Source organism: Mangrovibacter yixingensis (assembly GCF_020523985.1).
In the GTDB taxonomy this organism is placed as follows: Bacteria; Pseudomonadota; Gammaproteobacteria; order Enterobacterales; family Enterobacteriaceae; genus Mangrovibacter; species Mangrovibacter yixingensis.
On record NZ_JAIVKM010000006.1, the window covers coordinates 259,277 to 279,787 of the forward strand.

At 53.5% G+C, this 20,511-nt stretch carries 15 protein-coding genes; 4 read left to right on the plus strand and 11 right to left on the minus strand.

What is annotated here, in order from left to right; translation table 11 throughout:
- The first annotated feature begins 124 nt into the window (after nt 1-124).
- Both LC084_RS18200 and avtA read left to right on the plus strand, forming a co-directional pair.
- Nucleotides 125-2,155, plus strand: coding sequence for an alpha-amylase (locus tag LC084_RS18200; protein ID WP_226572639.1), 2,031 nt, complete (start codon nt 125-127; stop codon nt 2,153-2,155).
- Nucleotides 2,156-2,408: 253 nt separating this feature from the next.
- Entirely contained in the window at nt 2,409-3,662 is a 1,254-nt protein-coding gene (gene avtA, locus LC084_RS18205; RefSeq protein ID WP_226572641.1) for a valine--pyruvate transaminase, read from the plus strand.
- 32 nt (nt 3,663-3,694) lie between these two features.
- On the opposite strand, the gene LC084_RS18210 is transcribed toward avtA, so the two are convergent.
- Both LC084_RS18210 and LC084_RS18215 read right to left on the minus strand, forming a co-directional pair.
- Complete coding sequence (locus LC084_RS18210) at nt 3,695-4,201, minus strand: 4Fe-4S binding protein (protein WP_226572643.1); 507 nt, start codon at nt 4,199-4,201, stop codon at nt 3,695-3,697.
- Between the two features lie 148 nt (nt 4,202-4,349).
- Nucleotides 4,350-5,171 carry a helix-turn-helix domain-containing protein gene (locus LC084_RS18215; protein ID WP_226572645.1) on the minus strand — a complete coding sequence of 274 codons (822 nt, stop codon included), beginning with the start codon at nt 5,169-5,171 and terminating at the stop codon, nt 4,350-4,352.
- Nucleotides 5,172-5,431: 260 nt separating this feature from the next.
- On the opposite strand from LC084_RS18215, the gene LC084_RS18220 reads away from it, so the two are divergent.
- Nucleotides 5,432-6,835 (plus strand): MFS transporter, encoded by a 1,404-nt coding sequence (locus LC084_RS18220; RefSeq protein ID WP_226572647.1) that lies wholly within the window; start codon nt 5,432-5,434, stop codon nt 6,833-6,835.
- A gap of 10 nt (nt 6,836-6,845) precedes the next feature.
- Nucleotides 6,846-8,822, plus strand: coding sequence for a glycoside hydrolase family 127 protein (locus tag LC084_RS18225; protein WP_226572650.1), 1,977 nt, complete (start codon nt 6,846-6,848; stop codon nt 8,820-8,822).
- Between the two features lie 72 nt (nt 8,823-8,894).
- Here LC084_RS18225 and LC084_RS18230 read toward each other — a convergent pair whose 3' ends face one another.
- From LC084_RS18230 to LC084_RS18270, 9 genes are all read right to left on the minus strand, one after another.
- Nucleotides 8,895-9,707, minus strand: coding sequence for a DUF6708 domain-containing protein (locus LC084_RS18230; protein ID WP_226572653.1), 813 nt, complete (start codon nt 9,705-9,707; stop codon nt 8,895-8,897).
- 55 nt (nt 9,708-9,762) lie between these two features.
- Nucleotides 9,763-10,593, minus strand: coding sequence for a DUF6708 domain-containing protein (locus LC084_RS18235; RefSeq protein ID WP_226572656.1), 831 nt, complete (start codon nt 10,591-10,593; stop codon nt 9,763-9,765).
- Nucleotides 10,594-10,648: 55 nt separating this feature from the next.
- The gene (locus tag LC084_RS18240; RefSeq protein WP_226572658.1) at nt 10,649-11,467 is read right to left on the minus strand and encodes a Vps55 family protein; all 819 of its coding nucleotides are present in this window, start codon (nt 11,465-11,467) and stop codon (nt 10,649-10,651) included.
- 55 nt (nt 11,468-11,522) lie between these two features.
- Nucleotides 11,523-12,341 (minus strand): DUF6708 domain-containing protein, encoded by an 819-nt coding sequence (locus LC084_RS18245; protein WP_226572660.1) that lies wholly within the window; start codon nt 12,339-12,341, stop codon nt 11,523-11,525.
- Between the two features lie 55 nt (nt 12,342-12,396).
- Nucleotides 12,397-13,215 carry a DUF6708 domain-containing protein gene (locus LC084_RS18250; RefSeq protein ID WP_226572663.1) on the minus strand — a complete coding sequence of 273 codons (819 nt, stop codon included), beginning with the start codon at nt 13,213-13,215 and terminating at the stop codon, nt 12,397-12,399.
- 32 nt (nt 13,216-13,247) lie between these two features.
- Nucleotides 13,248-16,307 carry a T6SS effector BTH_I2691 family protein gene (locus tag LC084_RS18255; RefSeq protein WP_226572665.1) on the minus strand — a complete coding sequence of 1,020 codons (3,060 nt, stop codon included), beginning with the start codon at nt 16,305-16,307 and terminating at the stop codon, nt 13,248-13,250.
- Between the two features lie 162 nt (nt 16,308-16,469).
- Nucleotides 16,470-18,323 (minus strand): selenocysteine-specific translation elongation factor, encoded by a 1,854-nt coding sequence (gene selB / locus LC084_RS18260; RefSeq protein WP_226572666.1) that lies wholly within the window; start codon nt 18,321-18,323, stop codon nt 16,470-16,472.
- Nucleotides 18,320-19,711 carry an L-seryl-tRNA(Sec) selenium transferase gene (gene selA / locus LC084_RS18265; protein ID WP_226572668.1) on the minus strand — a complete coding sequence of 464 codons (1,392 nt, stop codon included), beginning with the start codon at nt 19,709-19,711 and terminating at the stop codon, nt 18,320-18,322. Before selA ends, selB begins: the two co-directional genes overlap by 4 nt.
- Before the next feature lie 72 nt (nt 19,712-19,783).
- Complete coding sequence (locus tag LC084_RS18270) at nt 19,784-20,392, minus strand: glutathione S-transferase (protein WP_226572669.1); 609 nt, start codon at nt 20,390-20,392, stop codon at nt 19,784-19,786.
- Between the last annotated feature and the right edge of the window lie 119 nt (nt 20,393-20,511).

Sequence of the window (20,511 nt, forward strand, 5' to 3'; positions counted from 1 at the left end):
ATAAATAGCGAAAAATTGTGTCTGAAGTTCTCCCCCCTGCGCCTCATCCCCCTTCACGTTTACTTCAGGATGAACCGTTGTTTTTTTCGCCATGCCAGACTGAGCAGAAAAACAGGACATTCCTATGAAAATAAAATACCTTGCCCTACTGCTTTTCCCGGCCACCAGCGCACTGGCTGGCTGGAACGCCCCCGGTTTGCCTGTATTTCAAGAAACACACCCCGGACAGTTTCAGAGCCAGGGGCCACTGAAAAAAGGCACATTGCCTCTGGCCCTGCACCTGGGTGACCAGTGCTGGCAACCCGCCGAAAATATCAAACTCAACCAAACATTGTCTCTGGAGCCTTGCAAAGGCACACCACCACAATGGCGGCTGTTCCGTGATGGCACTTATCATGTGCAAATAGATACCCGCTCCGGCACGCCAACCTTGTTACTCAGTGTCGACAGCACAGCAACAGCGCCGCAAAATGTCACCCGGCAATGCCCGCGCTGGGATGGTAAACCGCTTAGCGTTGATGTCAGCAGCACCTTCCCGGAAGGCACAACTGTGCGTGATTTCTACAGTGGCGATACCGCAACGGTCCATCAGGGCCATGTCACTCTGATGCCTGCGGCCAATAGTAACGGCCTGCTTCTGCTGGAAAGCGCAGAAACCCAAAAGACCGCGCCGTTCTCCTGGCATAATGCAACCGTCTACTTTGTGCTAACAGACCGCTACGTTAATGGCGACCCCAGCAATGACCACAGTTATGGGCGCAAATCTGATGGCATGCAGGAGATTGGCACCTTTCACGGCGGTGACCTGAAAGGATTAGCCAGCAAGCTCGATTATTTGCAGCAGCTAGGTGTAAATGCCCTGTGGATTAGTTCACCACTGGAGCAAATCCACGGCTGGGTTGGGGGCGGGACCAAAGGCGATTTCCCGCATTATGCCTACCACGGCTACTACACCATGGACTGGACCCGGCTGGATGCCAACATGGGCACAGAAGAGGACTTACGCCACCTGGTAGATGGCGCTCACCAGCGTGGGATTCGGGTACTGTTTGATGTGGTAATGAACCACACCGGCTACGCAACACTTGCGGATATGCAGCAATACCAGTTCGGCGCCCTGTACCTCAAGGGCGCAGAACGGGACAAAATCCTCGGCAAAAACTGGACCGACTGGACACCCGGCCCAGGCCAGACCTGGCACAGCTTTAACGACTACATCAATTTCAGTGACAAAAGCGCCTGGCAAAAATGGTGGGGTAAAGCCTGGGTGCGCACAGATATCGGCGATTACGACAGCCCAGGCTATGACGACCTGACCATGTCATTAGCTTTTCTGCCCGATATCAAAACTGAATCTACCACGCCTTCCGGGCTACCGGTTTTCTATGCACATAAGCCGGATACCCACGCCAAAGCCATAGCCGGTTACACACCACGTGATTACCTGACTCACTGGCTCAGCCAGTGGGTACGTGATTATGGTATTGATGGCTTTCGTATCGATACCGCGAAACACGTAGAAATGGCGGCCTGGCAGCAACTAAAAAACCAGGCAACCGATGCCCTCAAAGCCTGGAAACAGGCCAATCCCGACAAAAAACTGGATGATGCCCCTTTCTGGATGACCGGTGAAGCCTGGGGCCACGGCGTCATGCAAAGTGATTATTACCGCAACGGCTTTGATGCCATGATCAACTTCGACTACCAGGACCAGGCATCCAGTGCCAAAGACTGCCTGGCATTTATGGATATGGCCTGGCAACACATGGCCGAAAAACTGCAGGGCTTCAATGTGCTCAGTTATCTGTCATCCCACGATACCCGCCTGTTCCGTGAAGCAGGCCAGCGCAATGCAGAGCTGCTACTGCTCGCCCCAGGTGCCGTTCAAATTTTCTATGGCGATGAAACCGAACGCCCCTTCGGCCCCACAGGCTCAGATCCGCTACAGGGCACGCGCTCACAAATGAACTGGCAGGATATTAACGGCAAAGAAGCGCTGACCCTGGCGCACTGGCAAAAATTGGGGCAATTTCGCGCCCGACACCCGGCAATTGGTGCAGGGGTGCAAACGACCCTTCACCAGGCACAGGGCTACAGTTTTAACCGTGTGCTGGGCGATGACAAAGTGATGGTGGTGTGGGCTGGTAATCAATAACTGCGCGCCCATCTCAATACCGGGGCTGGAGCGTTCCTGCCCCGGTATTCTCCTGCGGCAGCCATGTCCGAACAACCGTTCCCCGCACGGATATAGCAAGTTTGTTAAGCAAAACACTCAACGATATATTCTGCTGATTTTTAACATTCCCTCGGGATTTATTTCACCAGACAACAGAGTTATCTGGTTTGCACATCGATATCTGTGGCGCTATGGTTAGCATCTTTAACAGACCTACAACACTTTTACTGCTATGACGTTTTCACTTTTCGGCGACAAATTTACCCGCCATTCCGGCATTACACGCCTGATGGAGGACCTTAACGACGGCCTGAGAACGCCCGGAGCCATCATGTTAGGGGGCGGGAACCCGGCACAGATCCCCGCCATGCAGGATTACTTTCAACAACTCCTCGCGGATATGCTGAAAAGTGGCAAACTCACTGATGCGCTTTGTAATTATGATGGTCCACAGGGCAAAAGCGAGTTGCTCGATGCCCTGGCGGGTATGCTGCGCGATGAGTTGGGTTGGGATATTGAACCGCAGAATATTGCACTAACAAATGGCAGCCAAAGTGCATTTTTCTACTTATTCAACTTATTCGCAGGGCGTCGTGCTGATGGCCGGACCAAAAAGGTCCTTTTCCCTCTGGCACCAGAATACCTGGGTTACGCTGACGCAGGGCTGGAAGAATCCCTGTTTGTTTCTGCTCGCCCCAATATAGAACTACTCCCCGAAGGGCAGTTTAAATACCATGTAGACTTCGAACACCTGCATATTGGCGAAGATACCGGCATGATTTGTGTATCGCGCCCAACCAACCCAACCGGGAATGTGATTACAGATGACGAGCTGATGAAGCTCGATATGCTGGCAAACCAGAACGGAATTCCACTGGTTATTGATAATGCGTATGGCGTGCCTTTCCCGGGCATTATCTTCAGTGAAGCCCGCCCGCTATGGAACCCCAATATTGTGCTGTGCATGAGCCTGTCTAAACTGGGCCTGCCCGGCAGCCGTTGCGGCATCATCATTGCTAACGAAAAAATCATCTCGGCCATCAGCAATATGAACGGGATTATCAGCCTGGCTCCGGGCGGCACCGGGCCTGCCATGGCGAGTGAAATGATTAAGCGCAACGATTTGCTGCGCTTGTCAGAAACGGTGATTCGCCCGTTCTATTTGCAACGCGTGACCGAAACAATTGCAACCATTCGCCGTTATTTACCAGAAGAACGCTGCCTGATCCATAAACCGGAAGGGGCGATCTTCCTGTGGTTATGGTTTAAAGACCTGCCAATCAGCACCGAAGTGCTGTACCAGCGCCTGAAAAAACGTGGTGTGCTAATGGTGCCGGGGCACTTCTTCTTCCCAGGGCTCGATAAACCCTGGCCGCATACCCAACAGTGCATGCGGATGAACTATGTGCCGGAACCAGAAAAAATTGAAGCTGGGGTAAAAATCCTGGCGGAAGAAGTGGATCGCGCCTGGCACGAAGTGCAGTAAAGCGTCACCTGGAGCAACCGCCAGTGCCGCACTTACAAGTGCAAAGGGCTGGCGGCTGCCTGCAAACGGCGCTGGCGGGTTAACGCTTCCAACGCTTCACCACTTACACACCGTAACGCCCCCGTTGGGCAAGCGTCCACACAGGCAGGCCCGGCATCACGTCCCTGGCATAAATCACATTTCAATACTTGTGGGTGCGCTTGGCTCTCCCCGCCCGTAGCAATGCGTATCGCGCCGTAAGGGCACACCACCATGCAGGTTTTGCAGCCAATACACGCCGCCTGAGTAACCGTAACATAATCCGCACCGCGAGCCAGTGCTCCTGTCGGGCAAACGCGGGCACAGGGAGCATCTTCACACTGCCGGCACATCACTGGCACTGATACATGTGCGGTTTTCTCCACCTGCAACCGCGCCTGAAACGTACCGGGCGACAGCGCTGCGCAATCTGCCTGCGCCTGGTGAGAAACGGCACAGGCCACTTCACAGGTACGGCAACCAATACATTTGGTGGCATCGGCCAGAATAAAACGGTGCATGAGATTTCCCTTAATAATGCGTTACCCGCCAGACGCGGAAGTAACAGCCTAAGGGAACCGGCGGCCAACTGCTTTGATCCCACAAGGTAAAGGCATGATTTACTGAGAATGGCTGTGAAATTCGGGCAATTGCCTGAATACCGGAAAATCAGTCTGAATTGATATGTTCTTTGCAGTAACGGCGCTTCCAGGCTGCAGGTGTAAGGCCGGTTTGCTTACGAAAAATTTGCCGGAAATACCCCACATCCTGAAACCCACAACGTGTAGCTACCTCCACCAGCGCTAACGAATCACTGAGCAGGAGTTTTTGCGCGGCAACCACCCGCTGGCGGTGGATAGCATCAGTAATCGTCAGGTGAAACACGCGCCGGTAAACCCGCCCTAAATAATCAGCACTACAGTGCAGGTTTTGCGCCAGCGATGAAGTGGAAATAGCCTGGTGATACTGGGTACGGATGCACTGTTGTGCACGCCAGGCAAGCGCAGTGCCACTGCGGGTTTGCGCATCACTGATTGGCGCTGTCAGTGAGATTTTTTGCAAAATCAGCAGTAATAACAATTCCAGAGCACAACTGCGGGTGATATTTTCCTGCTCGGTGAGAAACTGGCGGAATAATGTCATCACTTGTTCTGGGTCGGGGACCTGGCTGTGTTGAGGCAGCGAGATTTTTGCCTGAGGCAATCCTACAGAAGCAGGTACATCATGGACATCGAAATGCACCCAATAGAATTTTAAATCAGGCGGAAACACGCCAACGCCCTGGTGACGGCGGTGCGGGTACAACACCAGGCTTTCACCTTCGCCAACCTCAAAAACCTTGTGGTCTTCCTTAATCGTAAGTGTCCCTTTTTCCACAAAAATCACTTCCCAGGAAGTCAGCGTTCTTTCCGGGTGAATCCCTATTCCACGGGAAATAAACACGCCACCATTTTGTACAGACAAAGGGAAAGAAAGATTAAAATCAATCATATAAATAACCACTCACTTACTGCATTACACCTGATTATGCAGGGCGTCGCTGTCAGCAGCGTTTATTTTTCTCAAGAATCGATCCTCTTCACAAAATTTTCACCAGGTCGGAATCGTCATCTTTTTATACTTTTCTCTTGTCTTGTTGGTCATGAAACCTTGTGCAAAATAAAAAGTGTTTGCGCAAACAACAACCAAAACCCGGCTTATTAGCGGTTTCGTTTCGGGTACAGACAACGCAAAACTGCGAGGCGTTAACCATGACCTCTACCCCTATATCACAAACAGACATTGTCACTCAGCGCACTGACACGAAATTATCCCTGCGGGAAAAAATCGGTTATGGCCTGGGTGATGCGGGCGGGACAGTTATTACCTGCCTTATCATGAACTTCCTGACTTTTTTCTACACTGATGTCTTCGGCCTGACTCCGGCAATTGTTGGCACATTATTTATTGGCCTGCGGGTGTTCGATGCAGTTTCCGACCCCATTATGGGCGTGTTGGCAGACCGCACACAAAGCCGCTGGGGCCGCTTCCGCCCGTGGCAACTGTGGGTTGCCCTGCCCATCGGCATTATTGGGGTGCTGACGTTCACCGTACCGGATGTCAGCATGACAATGAAAATCGCCTGGGCATTCGGCACTTATCTTATGCTGTCTGTCGGTTACACCGCCATTAACGTGCCGTACTGCGCGCTTATCAACACCATGACCACCCGCCATGATGAAGTGATTTCTTGCCAGTCCTGGCGCTTTATTCTGTGCGGCGTGGCAGGTTTTCTGGTGTCCGTCGGGCTGCCGTGGCTGGTTGCCGAACTGGGCCAGGGCAATGCAGCCAAAGGTTACCAGCTCGGTGTGGGCCTGCTGTGTGGTATTGCGGTGGTGATGTTCCTGTGCTGCTTTTTCTGGGTGCGTGAGCGTGTACCACTGGCGTTGATGGGCAAATTCAGCCTGCGGGAACACCTGGCCGGTTTACGCAAAAACGACCAGTTATTACTGATGCTGGTGATGTCATTCCTGCTTATCAACGTGTTTAACCTGCGCGGCGGCGGCTATATGTATTTTATTACCTATGTCCTGCACGGCAGCGCCGCGTTTGCTTCACTGTTTTTCACTATGGTGACCCTGGCGTCTATTCTCGGTGCCATTCTGGTGAACCCACTTGCCCGCCGTATTGATACCGTAAAACTCTACTACTACACCAACCTGGTGCTGGCCGCCTGTGCCGCTGGCATGTGGTTTCTGCCCACCGGCCCACAATGGCAGACATTGTGGCTCGGTATTATTCTCAGTAACGGTATTATTCTTGGTTTCACGCTTCCCCTGCACTTTTCCATCATGGCGTTTGCCGATGACTACGGCGAGTGGAAAACCGGTGTGCGTTCTTCGGGTATGAACTTCGCTTTCAACCTGTTTTTCATCAAGCTGGCCTGGGCTGCCAGTGCCGGTATCATCAGCCTGGTGTTTATTTTTGTGGCTTACAAACCCGGCATGGAAAACCAGACTGCCGCCTCACTGCAAGGCATTACTGCCCTTGAAAGCCTGCTACCCGCCGCTTTTCACCTGTTACTGGCTCTCGCCCTGCGCAAGTGCCGCCTCAATAACCCCATGATGGCGACTATCGCAACCGATTTACGCCAACGCCATGTACACACATCCTGAAGAGGTTGTTATGACTCAGCATGTTGTTTTTGATGTCGATTTACACCGCCTGAAGATTACGGACACGTTTTTGGGCCAGTACCAGCGCCTGGTACGTGACGTGGTTATCCCTTACCAGTGGGATGCCCTGAACGACCGAATTCCGGATACCGAACCCAGCCACGCTATTGAAAACTTTCGCATTGCGGCAGGCCAACAAACCGGCGAGTTTTACGGCATGGTGTTTCAGGACAGCGATGTCGCTAAGTGGCTGGAGGCCGTTGCCTGGTCTTTGTGCCAAAAACCCGATGCTGAGCTGGAAAAGATTGCCGATGGCGTGATTGAACTGGTTGCCGCCGCCCAGTGCGAAGATGGCTACCTGAATACCTGGTTCACCGTCAAAGCGCCGGAACAGCGCTGGACTAACCTGGCGGAATGCCATGAGTTATATTGCGCCGGGCATATGATTGAAGCAGGCGTGGCTTTCTTTCAGGCCACAGGCAAGCGCCGCCTGTTGGATGTGGTCTGCCGCCTTGCTGACCATATCGACCATGTGTTTGGCCCAGGCGAAAACCAGTTACAAGGTTACCCAGGGCACCCGGAAATTGAACTGGCGTTAATGCGCCTGTTCGATGTCACCCAGGAGCCCCGCTACCGTGCGTTGACTCATTTTTTTGTTACTCAGCGCGGCCAGTCACCGCACTATTACGATGAAGAGTATGAAAAGCGCGGCAAAACATCGTACTGGCATACCTATGGCCCGGCGTGGATGGTAAAAGATAAAGCCTACAGCCAGGCGCACCTTCCCCTGGTGGAACAAAACCAGGCAACCGGCCACGCCGTACGCTTTGTCTACCTGATGACCGGTGTCGCGCACCTGGCGCGCCTGAGTGAAGATGAAACCCTGCGCCAGTCCTGCCTGCGCCTGTGGCAAGATATGGCACAGCGCCAGATGTATATCACTGGCGGTATTGGTTCCCAGTCCAGCGGTGAAGCATTCAGCAGCGATTACGACTTACCTAACGATACAGTCTATGCCGAAAGCTGTGCGTCTATCGGCCTGATGATGTTTGCCCGCCGGATGGTGGAAATGGAAGCCGACAGCCAGTATGGCGATGCCATGGAGAGGGCGCTGTATAACACGGTGCTGGGCGGTATGGCGCTGGATGGCAAACACTTTTTCTATGTAAACCCGCTGGAAGTACAACCTAAAGCGGTGCCGTTTAACCATGTTTACGACCATATTAAACCCGTGCGCCAACGCTGGTTCGGATGTGCCTGTTGCCCGCCGAATATCGCCCGCCTGTTAACCTCGCTGGGCCATTATATCTACACACCACGCAGCGATGCGCTGTATGTGAATTTATACGTGGGCAATGAGGCAGAGCTGGTTGCAGGTGAAGGAGCGCTGCGCTTGCGTATGAGCGGCAACTACCCGTGGGATGAACAGGTAACCTTGTCTGTGTTATCTCCAGAACCGGTCAAGCATACTCTTGCTTTGCGCCTGCCAGACTGGTGCCCGTCACCTTCAGTAACACATAACGGCCAACCGGTTCAGGGCGATGTCGTGCGCGGCTACCTGCACCTGCAACGCACCTGGCGGGAAGGCGACACGCTGTGCCTTACGTTGCCCATGCCTGTGCGGCGTGTGTACGGCAACCCACTGGTGCGCCACCAGGCCGGGAAAGTTGCCCTGCAACGCGGGCCAGTCGTGTATTGCCTGGAGGAAGCGGATAACGGCGCGCAACTACATAACCTGTGGTTACCAGAAAACGCCGTACCGCGCCTGCTGGATGGCACTGCGAGCCTGGCGCATAAAGTGCTTTTGCAGGCTGAAGGGCTGCGCTACCAGGCAAATCAACCCGAGAAACAGGCCCTGTGGCGCTATGATGCACACCCGGCCACACCCGTTCCCCAAACACTGACCTTCATCCCCTGGTTCGCCTGGGCTAACCGTGGCGAAGGGGAAATGCGTGTCTGGGTAAATGAGGCTCCCGGCCCGGCGTGATTTTGTACGTGATTATGCAATATTGCCGCAATAAAAACCCCGCAGGCACTGGCTGGCGGGGTTTTGTTTGGTTCAACATTCATTGTCTGGTGCGGTAGTGGATTCTCTTTCCATATCTTCCGGCCAGTGAATATTATCCATAGGTTTCACTTTGCGTGTTACCGAGGGTATCTCTTGCGTATACAGTAATTCGTTTCCTTGCATGTAGTAACAGCAGTAGCTCCAGAAACGGTGGAGTTCATGTTTTTCTCCCTGATATCTCAACGGGAAACGTTCAACTACATGAAAGGTTCTTGGTTTACAGATTGCACAAGAAAGCTCATAACCCGAGAAAAAAATCCCCTGCCGGTACACCAGTTCCCCTTGCACATCTGCCCAGTCAACTACCCGGATAGTCGAAGGGCCTGAAATCCGTGTAAGATCATGATCATTCTCATATTCATAGATATAGACTTTCTGGCGTTTACGGTTGAACCTGACAGGTGTACTCCTGAGAGGAAAGGCCATGGTGCGCGTGTTAAATACAACAATAACCAACGTAGCGAGCATCACCACCATCACGAAGGGGTTATAGTCCGTGCCGATTAGTTGCCATAATATTCCTGACAGTGGAATGGCTATAAGAGAAAATGCAATACACAAACCTCGCGGGCAGGTTTTTGTTTGGTAACGAGGCAGCTCCATCCATGTTTCATTCAACTCATCCACCTGAACAACCCATGGGATATCCTGGATCTCACCCCGTGGATCCGGAAGGTCCTCTTCCCAATAATCAAGTGACGGTTTTAATCGCGAAAACCCTGGGTCAAATAATGTGTTAGGTTTCCGGTTTGGATCACTGTATGGCTTAAGGCGCTTTTTCTGCCCCTTAGTTATCTTGCTCATGGTTCCCTCCGGTTAATGCTGAAATATCCCTGTGGTGACAATTTGTGGCGGCCGGTTATTCACCCGGTGCCGTGGTGGATTCGCGGTCCAGCGCTTCTGGCCAGCGGATGGTGTTTACCGGCGTCCAGCTCGCCGGCACATGCCTGATAACCGGCGTTGCCGGTACTCTTCTGCCCTGCATGTACATGCAGCAGTGGCTCCACACACTTTTCAGCGGAATACTGCCACCCTGAAAATTCAGTGAAAACCGGTCCACCACCTCGTAAGTACCGGGTTTACAGACTGCGCAGGACAGCTCATAACCCGAGGCATAGATATCACTGCGCCGTATCAGTTCGCCGCGCACATCCGCCCAGTCAAACACTTTGATGGTGGTACGCCAGGGGAACCAGGGCCAGCCCCGTTTATGCTCGTAGACATACACTTTCTGCCGCTTACGGTTAAGCCGGACAGGTTTTCCCCGGGGGGCAAACACTGCCATTCGGAAGTGATATAACGCGATGCTAAAAAAAATGAAGATAGCAACCATAAAACCTAAACTGGTCTGATTATCAAATTCTGGCAATCTCGCATATGTGTAAATAAAAGGGATAGGAATTAAGGAGACAGGAAGCATCAGCCATGCCCCCCACCAGGAAATTCTATCCTCATAACGGGGGATCTCCATCCAGGTATCATTCAGCTCGCTGAGCCGGATCAGCCGGGGGGATGCCATTGGCGGCTCACCCGGCTCCGGCAGGTCTTCTTCCCAGTACTCAGACTGGGGTTTTAACCGCGAAAAGCCCGGGTCATAGAGGGTATAAGGTGGCCGCGCAGCAGGTGGCGGGCCTGGTGGTGGTTGGTGCGCCTTACGGCGACGCTGGCGTGACGGCGATTTCTGGCTCATGGTTCCCTCCGGTTAATGCTGAAATATCCCTGTGGTGACAATTTGTGGCGGCCGGTTATTCACCCGGTGCCGTGGTGGATTCGCGGTCCAGCGCTTCTGGCCAGCGGATGGTGTTTACCGGCGTCCAGCTCGCCGGCACATGCCTGATAACCGGTGTTGCCGGTACTCTTCTGCCCTGCATGTACATGCAGCAGTGGCTCCACACACTTTTCAGCGGAATACTGCCAGCCTGAAAATTCAGTGAAAACCGGTCCACCACCTCGTAAGTACCGGGTTTACAGACTGCGCAGGACAGTTCATAACCCGAGGCATAGATATCGCTGCGCCGTATCAGTTCGCCGCGCACATCCGCCCAGTCAAACACTTTGATGGTGGTGCGCCAGGGGAACCAGGGCCAGCCCCGTTTATGCTCGTAGACATACACTTTTTGACGCTTACGGTTAAGCCTGACAGGCGTGCCCCGGGGGGCAAACACGGCCATTCGGAACATATATAATGCGATACTAGAAAAAACAAAAAAAAGAAATATAAAACTAGAGTTTGGTCCAAACTGAATCGAGATATATAGAGCATAAAATATTGGGGCCAAGGATACTGGTAGTAGCACCCATGCCCCCCACCAGGAAATTCTATCCTCATAACGGGGGATCTCCATCCAGGTATCATTCAGCTCGCTGAGCCGGATCAGCCGGGGGGATGCCATTGGCTGCTCACCCGGCTCCGGCAGGTCTTCTTCCCAGCACTCAGACTGGGGTTTTAACCGCGAAAAGCCCGGGTCATAGAGGGTATAAGGTGGCCGCGCAGCAGGTGGCGGGCCTGGTGGTGGTTGGTGCGCTTTACGGCGACGCTGGCGTGACGGCGATTTCTGGCTCATGGTTCCCTCCGGTTAATGCTGAAATATCCCTGTGGTGACAACTTGTGGCGGCCGGTTATTCACCCGGTGCCGTGGTGGATTCGCGGTCCAGCGCTTCTGGCCAGCGGATGGTGTTTACCGGCGTCCAGCTCGCCGGCACATGCCTGATAACCGGCGTTGCCGGTACTCTTCTGCCCTGCATGTACATGCAGCAGTGGCTCCACACACTTTTCAGCGGAATACTGCCACCCTGAAAATTCAGTGAAAACCGGTCCACCACCTCGTAAGTACCGGGTTTACAGACTGCGCAGGACAGCTCATAACCCGAAGCATAGATATCACTGCGCCGTATCAGTTCGCCGCGCACATCCGCCCAGTCAAACACTTTGATGGTGGTACGCCAGGGGAACCAGGGCCAGCCCCGTTTATGCTCGTAGACATACACTTTCTGCCGCTTACGGTTAAGCCGGACAGGTTTTCCCCGGGGGGCAAACACTGCCATTCGGAAAAGATAGAGTCCAAAGCTAAATGCCAAAAAAATGATAAGACCAAAACTCGGTTCTGCACTGAAGTTAATCATAAGGTCAAGAAAAAACCATATCAGCGCAAAACATACTGGAAGCAATACCCATGCTCCCCACCAGGAAATTCTATCCTCATAACGGGGGATCTCCATCCAGGTATCATTCAGCTCGCTGAGCCGGATCAGCCGGGGGGATGCCATTGGCGGCTCACCCGGCTCCGGCAGGTCTTCTTCCCAGTACTCAGACTGAGGTTTTAACCGCGAAAAGCCCGGGTCATAGAGGGTATAAGGTGGCCGCGCGGCAGGTGGCGGGCCTGGTGGTGGTTGGTGCGCCTTACGGCGACGCTGGCGTGACGGCGATTTCTGGCTCATGGTTCCCTCCGGTTAATGCTGAAATATCCCTGTGGTGACAATTTGTGGCGGCCGGTTATTCACCCGGTGCCGTGGTGGATTCGCGGTCCAGCGCTTCTGGCCAGCGGATGGTGTTTACCGGCGTCCAGCTCGCCGGCACATGCCTGATAACCGGTGTTGCCGGTACTCTTCTGCCCTGCATGTACATGCAGCAGTGGCTCCACACACTTTTCAGCGGAATACTGCCACCCTGAAAATTCAGTGAAAACCGGTCCACCACCTCGTAAGTACCGGGTTTACAGACTGCGCAGGACAGCTCATAACCCGAGGCATAGATATCGCTGCGCCGTATCAGTTCGCCGCGCACATCCGCCCAGTCAAACACTTTGATGGTGGTGCGCCAGGGGAACCAGGGCCAGCCCCGTTTATGCTCGTAGACATACACTTTCTGCCGCTTACGGTTAAGCCGGACAGGCGTGCCCCGGGGGGCAAACATCACGGCACGAAATAGGTGTAAGGAAATACTCAAGAAAAGCAACATAATCAAACTAAAGCTGGGATTAAACTCAGGATGAGTCATATCACGATAAATGAAGGGGATCGGTAAAATTGATAGCGGTAGCATTAACCAAAGTCCCCACCAGGAAATTCTATCCTCATAACGGGGGATCTCCATCCAGGTATCATTCAGCTCGCTGAGCCGGATCAGCCGGGGGGATGCCATTGGCGGCTCACCCGGCTCCGGCAGGTCTTCTTCCCAGCACTCAGACTGGGGTTTTAACCGCGAAAAGCCCGGGTCATAGAGGGTATAAGGTGGCCGCGCGGCAGGTGGCGGGCCTGGTGGTTGTTGGTGCGCCTTACGGCGACGCTGGCGTGACGGCGATTTCTGGCTCATGGTTCCCTCCTGTATGCCATATTGAGTAATCACTATGCTTCCACAACCAGCCCTAACTGATCATGCAGGTTATATTTATGTGGCCAGTACGCCACCCGCAGAATTGCCTGTTGGTAACGCCCGGGGTTCACCCACAAATGTATTTCTATTGCCAGGCCATTTTTCCCAGGATTGCGCCGGTATACCCCATCCTGGTGGATCCCCCCGGCCTGGCGTGTATTCGTCTGGTCTGGAACGTTGTGGGTTTCTGTGAACATAACCACCTCGTGCCCGGTTTTTTCTTTCGCCACCAGGTTAACCTGCCAGGCAGAGTGCTCTTCACTCCCCCCAGGCAGTAACAGCCGGACCTGCAGCCGGGTGAGATGTTCCCCATATTGGTTAACATGCAGCCCGCGAAACCCCACTTCTGCCACCATACCTTTGACGATGGCGTAAAAGGCGGCCATGCACTCTGCCATATCCTGATCACTGCGGGCATGCCAGCGATAATCGCTGCCCCGCGGGCGGCCAAAACAGCAACGCCGTAGCCAGACTTCCAGTGGGTTACTACGCTGACTTTCTGCCTCCAGGGTAATAAGCGCCCCGGTAATAACGAACAGAGCGGCAATACCGACAGGGCCAAAGATAGCTGTGCTTCCATAGTATCCGGAAATAGCAGCAATAATTCCTCCCCCAACAGTTAAATAACTAGCCTCTCGAAATCGTTCAGAAGCATCTTTATCTCCCGACTTCCCTACCAATTCACTTTTGAAATATAACCCTCCCCCTTCTATTACCGCTCCCACCCCAGCAAAAATGCCGCCCATCCTCACCAATGGATGCACATAGTTGGGGCTCAGTATCGCCCAGCTTTTTTTATTCATCAGCACCCGGCCAAAGCCAGCGACTTCACTGGCCGCCCCCATCATCATCAACCCATTGGCGATAGCTTTGAATTGCGCTGATTGTTGGTCGCCAAAAGCCGTGTTCAGGCTGGTTAAATTATTGCGCAAGTTGTGTGTCTGAAAGGCGAACATAAAAAACGAGAGCACCAGCCCAATGGCCTGCCCGCCAGCAAAACGCCGGGCATTTTCGTCCAGAATCGTGTCAATCATCTCGCTGCTCAGATGGCCAACCATGCGGTGTTGCTGGCCCTGGCCATGCAGAGAAACATCAGATACCACGACATTTGAATAATGGCTTTGCGCCAAGGGGTTACCCGGCATCGTCATGGTGGAAGGAACCCGGCCCGATGCCGGTGTGCTTACCATGGCAGCACGCAGTTCTTCTGGTGTTCTCAGGGTGCTCATACGCACGGTGACTTCGCGCGCCAAATCATGTGGATCAGTAAACCCCATGATATAACCGGTAGTTGAAGTCGTTACCTTGCTGGCAGAACGCTGTAATTCCCCGGTCAATACCTGGGAGTTCACTGCAGCAGAAGCAGCATTTATCGCATTTACATTTCTGCGAATCATCTCCTGCAATTTGCCAACGGTGGTTTTGGCTTCAAATAAAGTGATGGTTTTCCCTGTAGAGTTATACATACCTGCCTGTAGCATCTTGCTATAACGATCATGAGCCTCTTGGCTAAGACTTTTAGACAGCTTTATGGAACTACTGGTAAGCGCTGCCATTCTGGAAACCCATAATGCCTGAACTGATTTAGACTCCATAGCTCTGGCCAGTTCTCTGGAACCCAGTACTGTTTTCAAATGCCCGTAAGCATCGAATGGGTTGTCTGGTGAGGCACTCAAGATTTGTGCAATAGCAGAAGGATGCAAGCCTGTCATGCCTAAGTAAGCAGGTGCCGTGCCACTCTTATCTTCAAGCCACTCAATCCATACATCGCTTGTTGAGCTGTCCATTGCGCCCCCCTGAATACAGGCGGCAACAGTCGCAAACTGGCAGACCCAACTGTCTGTACTGATATCAGGGGAGTAATCATTATTAATAACCGCCAGCCAGCGGGTATTGCGGTACCAGGCAGCTAAATCTTTACCAATAGCTTCAATCTTCTGGCTGAAACTACCCATGATTCCGTCATGTTCCTGCTGGAACTGAGCACGTTTTTCTTCATCATAGCTTTGCTGCAGGCGGCTGTATTGCCGGGCAATGGCGTCATCAGCCATCTGCTGCTGGGTTTTGGTCTGGGTAAATGTCATGGGGTAGCCAGACGATGGCCGTTCAAACAGAGGTTGGCTGTTCGCCTCTGCATTTTTCCGTATTGATTTCATCGTCTCATCTATCGCGTTGGATACCAGCGCCTGATGAAAAACGCCTGGTTGTTGCAGATAAACATCGCGAACTTCGGAAATATGTAGCCGGCCAATGTTCAGCTCTTCCACGATACCTACCGGATCGTTCATGGGGACGGCCATGACTTCACAACGGTATTGAGACCCCAACGCACTGATGTACTTCCCCATCCAGGTGAGTTTTTCTCTATTTTTCAGGGAATGAAAACCATGAGCGCCCCCTGTCACTTTATCTCCTACCCTGCCGACATTAGGGAAAAAATCCGTCGCAAACTCTGCCACATTGTTTGTCAGTGCACTGAGTGAGCTGTCCACAACCAGGCCACCTTCAGCCTGTACTTTGCCGTCTTTGGACACCGTCAGCTTTGTAAAACGGTCACTCGGCAGGCGGCCACTTTTATAGTCTTCCAACACCTCTTTACTCCATGGATCACTACTGAATGCCAGCCAGACCTCACTAAACAAACTGTTATCGATGTGGATAAAGCGGGTTTTGATGTCGTGGTTTATGGTGTGGCACCGTGGTGACAAGGGCTCAACACAGTTAGAAGGGCGGGAATCATAGGGGTTGAAATAGCGCATGCAGCAGTCTGCTGTTACCTCATACCCCTGCCAGGCGCATTTATCGAGCAGGACATACAAAAAACCCATGCGCAATGTCCGCAAGGCATACTTAAATTCGCCCCCAGATAACTCAACTGGCTGAGGAAGAACAGGCGGGGACCAGTTTGATGACACCAGGCCTTTTGGTACAGCGGCCACACGCAGTGGAAAAATAGGTATACCTTTGCGCTCACAGGCTTTGCACCCGGTTGGTACCGCTGCTGCTTCTTTACAGGCAGCAATAGTACTCATGATCTGCTCACGAATATCCATTTCATAATTCCCTTATTTTCCATGTTGTTAATTGGGCGTAATCATCACAGAAAACCGGGTGGAATTTAACCGAAATTGCGTGGAATCAGTCCTAAAATTCCCACGGAAAAATTCCGTGGGTTGGTGATATGAGAGAGGAAATTAGTTGGTGAGAGACGCCTGAAACAAATTCCTGTCACGCAGCAAGTGGTCGTTGCCCCGGCGGCGGGTGAAACCGGTACGGTCGAAATATTCCAGGATTTGCACTGCCAGTTTGCGGCCAATGCCCAGTTGATCGCGGAAATCCGCTGCACTGGTTGATCCGTTTTCAGGGTCAAGCGCACGGATCAGATCAGCAAACTGCTGAATACGCTCCTGCCGATAGTAACGATCTTTTACAATCGCTGTGATCAGCCCGAATTGTGCCGCCTGGCGCAATACCTGGCGCATGGTTTGTTCATCCTCGCCCGCTTTTTTTGCCAGGTCGCGCACCCACCAGGGGTCGTCAGCAAACAACCCTTCCACCTTGTGCCAAATAGCTTCGGCTGCCGGAGAAAACCCAGGTTCATGCCCCGGTAAATGCAGCCAACCCTGGCGGCTGACTACTTCGCCTTGCTGGCGTAGTTGTTCAATCAGCCCCAGCACCAAACCTTCATGCTCTGCAGGCAGTGCCATACGGCGCAAACGCTCACGCCCGGGGCCGGGCTGGTCGTCATGGTTTTGGTGGTATTCGGCAAGCGTTGCCAGCAGTTTTTCCTGCCAGCGGCGGGCAAGCCCGGCACCCACAGCCTGTCCTTCCACGCACAAGGCCGTACCTTGTGCCAGTTGGGTAATCTCAGGCTCGCGCAATTGCCGCGCCCAGGCGAAATCAGCCAGTGAAACAGCATGGCGTTGCAGGTGGCACCTCAGTACGGATTCGTCGTCCTCGCAGCGAGCCAGTTGCTTCAGCCAGGCAAGAAATTCAGGCTGGCGCTTACCACGTTTGGGCGAATTAAGCAGCACAACGCGCGCACCAGCCAGAGTTTGCCGGGCGCTGATGTCCCGCAACACCAGGTCATCGTTGTCTGCCAGCAATAGCGGTGTGTCGAGCACCAGTTCGGCCAGGTCATCTTCCAGTATCGAAACCCGCCCGGTGATATGGCTGGCTCCATGGTAAATATGCAGTGGCTGCCACTGTTGCAATGGGCTGTGGCGCTTCAGCGTAACAATGACACGCTCAGCGCCCGGGCTGGGCGGGCTATTTTCCAATAACCAGTCGCCGCGGCTGATATCTGCTTTCTGCGCGTCGCCACTCAGGTTCAGCGCAATACGTTGCCCGGCAGTAGCTTGTTGCACCGGCTGGTTTTGTGCATGCAGCCCACGTACACGCATGGGTTTATCTGCGCCTGCCAGCCACAACGTATCACCCACTTGTACCGTGCCCGATAACGCAGTGCCCGTGACGACCAACCCGGCACCTTTCACGGTAAACGCCCGGTCGATGGCCAGGCGAAAACGCCAGGCCGTGCGGTGAGACTGTTCTTCACAAGCCAGTAAATGCTCACGTAACGCATCAATGCCGGTACCATCAGACACCGAAGTAACAAAAAACTGTGCTTCGTGCCAGCCGTAAGCCAACAGCAAGTGGTGCACACTTTCACGCACTTCTTCAATACGCTCAGCACTGACCCGGTCTGATTTCGTCAGCACAACGGTTAAATCTGGTTGCCCGGTCAGTTGTAAAATTGCCAGGTGCTCCCGGGTTTGCGCCATTACGCCATCATCGCAGGCAACTACCAGCAAGGCATGGTCGATACCGCCCACACCTGCCAGCATATTCGCCAGAAATTTTTCGTGGCCCGGCACATCAATAAACCCAATCACACGGCCATCGGGTTGCGGCCAGTAGGCAAAACCCAGGTCTATTGTCATGCCGCGCTGTTTTTCTTCAGGCAGACGGTCTGCATTCACCCCAGTCAACGCCTGAATCAGCGAGGTTTTCCCATGGTCAACATGGCCCGCAGTGGCAATAATCATTGCAGTAACATCTCCAGTAATCCTGCTTCATCTTCCAGGCAACGTAAATCCAGCCACAGCCCACCACCGGCAATGCGCCCAATCACCGGCACCGGTAACCCACGCCAGCGTGCAGCCAGTGCTTCCAGCTCACTGCCTTGCCCGGAAATCGGGGTGAAAGTCAGTGCCGCACTGGGCAGGGAATCGACTGGCAAAGCACCACTGCCGGGCTGAGACAGGCAAGGCTGCACCGCCACAGTAAACGCCGGGCTGTAATGAGCCGCCAGTGCAGGCAACAAGCGCTGCGCTTGTTCATGAATCGCCGCGGCGTCACGGTGCAGCAAACGCAAGGTAGGTAAATTCTCGAACAGCGTTTCGGGTTGCAGATACAAACGCAGGGTAGCTTCCAGTGCAGCGAGGGTCATTTTATCGGCACGCAAGGCGCGTTTAAGTGGGTGTTGCTGGATTTTTGCAATCAGTTCTTTCTTACCGACAATAATTCCGGCCTGTGGCCCGCCGAGCAGTTTATCACCGGAGAAACTCACCAGGCTCACCCCATCGGCAATCAGTTGTTGCGGCATTGGCTCTGGCGGTAAACCGCAAGTACGCATATCCACCAGCGAACCACTGCCCAAGTCAGTTACTACCGGAATACCGTACTCCTGTGCTTCTGCCACCAGTTCCGCTTCACTCACACTGGCAGTAAAGCCCATTACCTGGTAGTTACTGGTGTGCACTTTCATTAATAATGCGGTGTTTTCTGTCACAGCCTGGCGGTAATCCTTGCAGTGGGTGCGGTTGGTTGTCCCAACTTCCACCAACTGACATCCGGCCTGGCGCATAACGTCGGGGATACGGAAAGCCCCGCCGATTTCGACCAACTCCCCACGGGACACCACCACTTCTTTTCCTGCGGCGGTCGCCGCCAGCATAAGTAGCACCGCTGCAGCGTTATTATTCACCACGCAGGCATCTTCCGCGCCTGTGAGCTGGCAGAGCAAACCGGCCACCGCCTGGTCACGGTGCCCACGGCCCGCACCATCCAGGCTGTATTCCAGAGTTACCGGGTAGCGCATGGCATCGCACACGGCATGTACCGCCGCTTCAGCCTGTAAAGCTCGCCCCAGGTTGGTGTGCAACACCGTGCCTGTCAGGTTAAATACGCGGCGAATAGCTGGCCTGCCTGCTTGCTCCAGGTGTTGCGCCACGGCAGTGGACCAATTTTGTGTCCAGGCAGGTAACACCTGATCCTGAATAATGGATTGCCGGGCCTGCTGTACCCGTTCACGCAGTGCATTCACCACTTGCGTGTGCCCAAACTGTTGCACCAGCGGAATAATCTGCGGGTCATGGAGTAAGCGGTCAATAGCCGGAATCTGGCTGAATAACTGACGGTGATCCTGAGTCATAGTGTGTTCAGTGCCATTGAAAAGACAAAAGTAAAGTGTACCGGGGGATTGCCCCGGTTTCCTGAGCGGAGATCAAGCGACGCGCGGTTCTGTGCGGGCAAAACTGTCACGCTGAAAGAGTTGCTCTACTAATTTAACCAGATGCGGGCGGTCCACACACCAGCCGGGAGCGATACGGCGAAAATTCAGGTAGCCCATCGCACAACCCACAGCAATAGTGGCGACATCCAGTTGTTGCGTATTGAATGCCCCATTTTTTGCGGCGTCATCAAGTGCATCCAGCCCACGCAATATTTTTTCCCGCTGGCGCACCAGTTCACTTTCCAGTTGGTGCGCCGCCGGGCGTTGCTGTTCACGAAAAGAAAGAATAGCGGCATCCATTACACCGTCGGCCAGTGCTTCGAGCTGGCGTACCTGCAAAGCCGCATACGGGTCTGATGGAATGCTGGCTGGCACGCCTTGGGTAAGCTCCAGAAAAGAAGCAATAACCGGTGAGTCATACCAGCAGGCACCGTCATCAGCTATCAGAACGGGTACTTTCCCTAGTGGGTTAGACTGCGCAACATGGTTATTTTCATTCCAGGGCGAGTCATTGACAAAGTCGAAGGCTATGCCTTTCTCCAGCAACAGCACCGATATTTTTCGAACAAAAGGGCTTGTGTAACTCCCGACCAGTTTCATGCGCAGAACCCTCATCAGTGAATGAGCATTGTGAAATGCCAGTACATCATGAAAAGTGAGCGTTATCTCAAATCATACGCTATTCCCCTGCAGCACGGCATGCCCTGCAGAAAAAATTT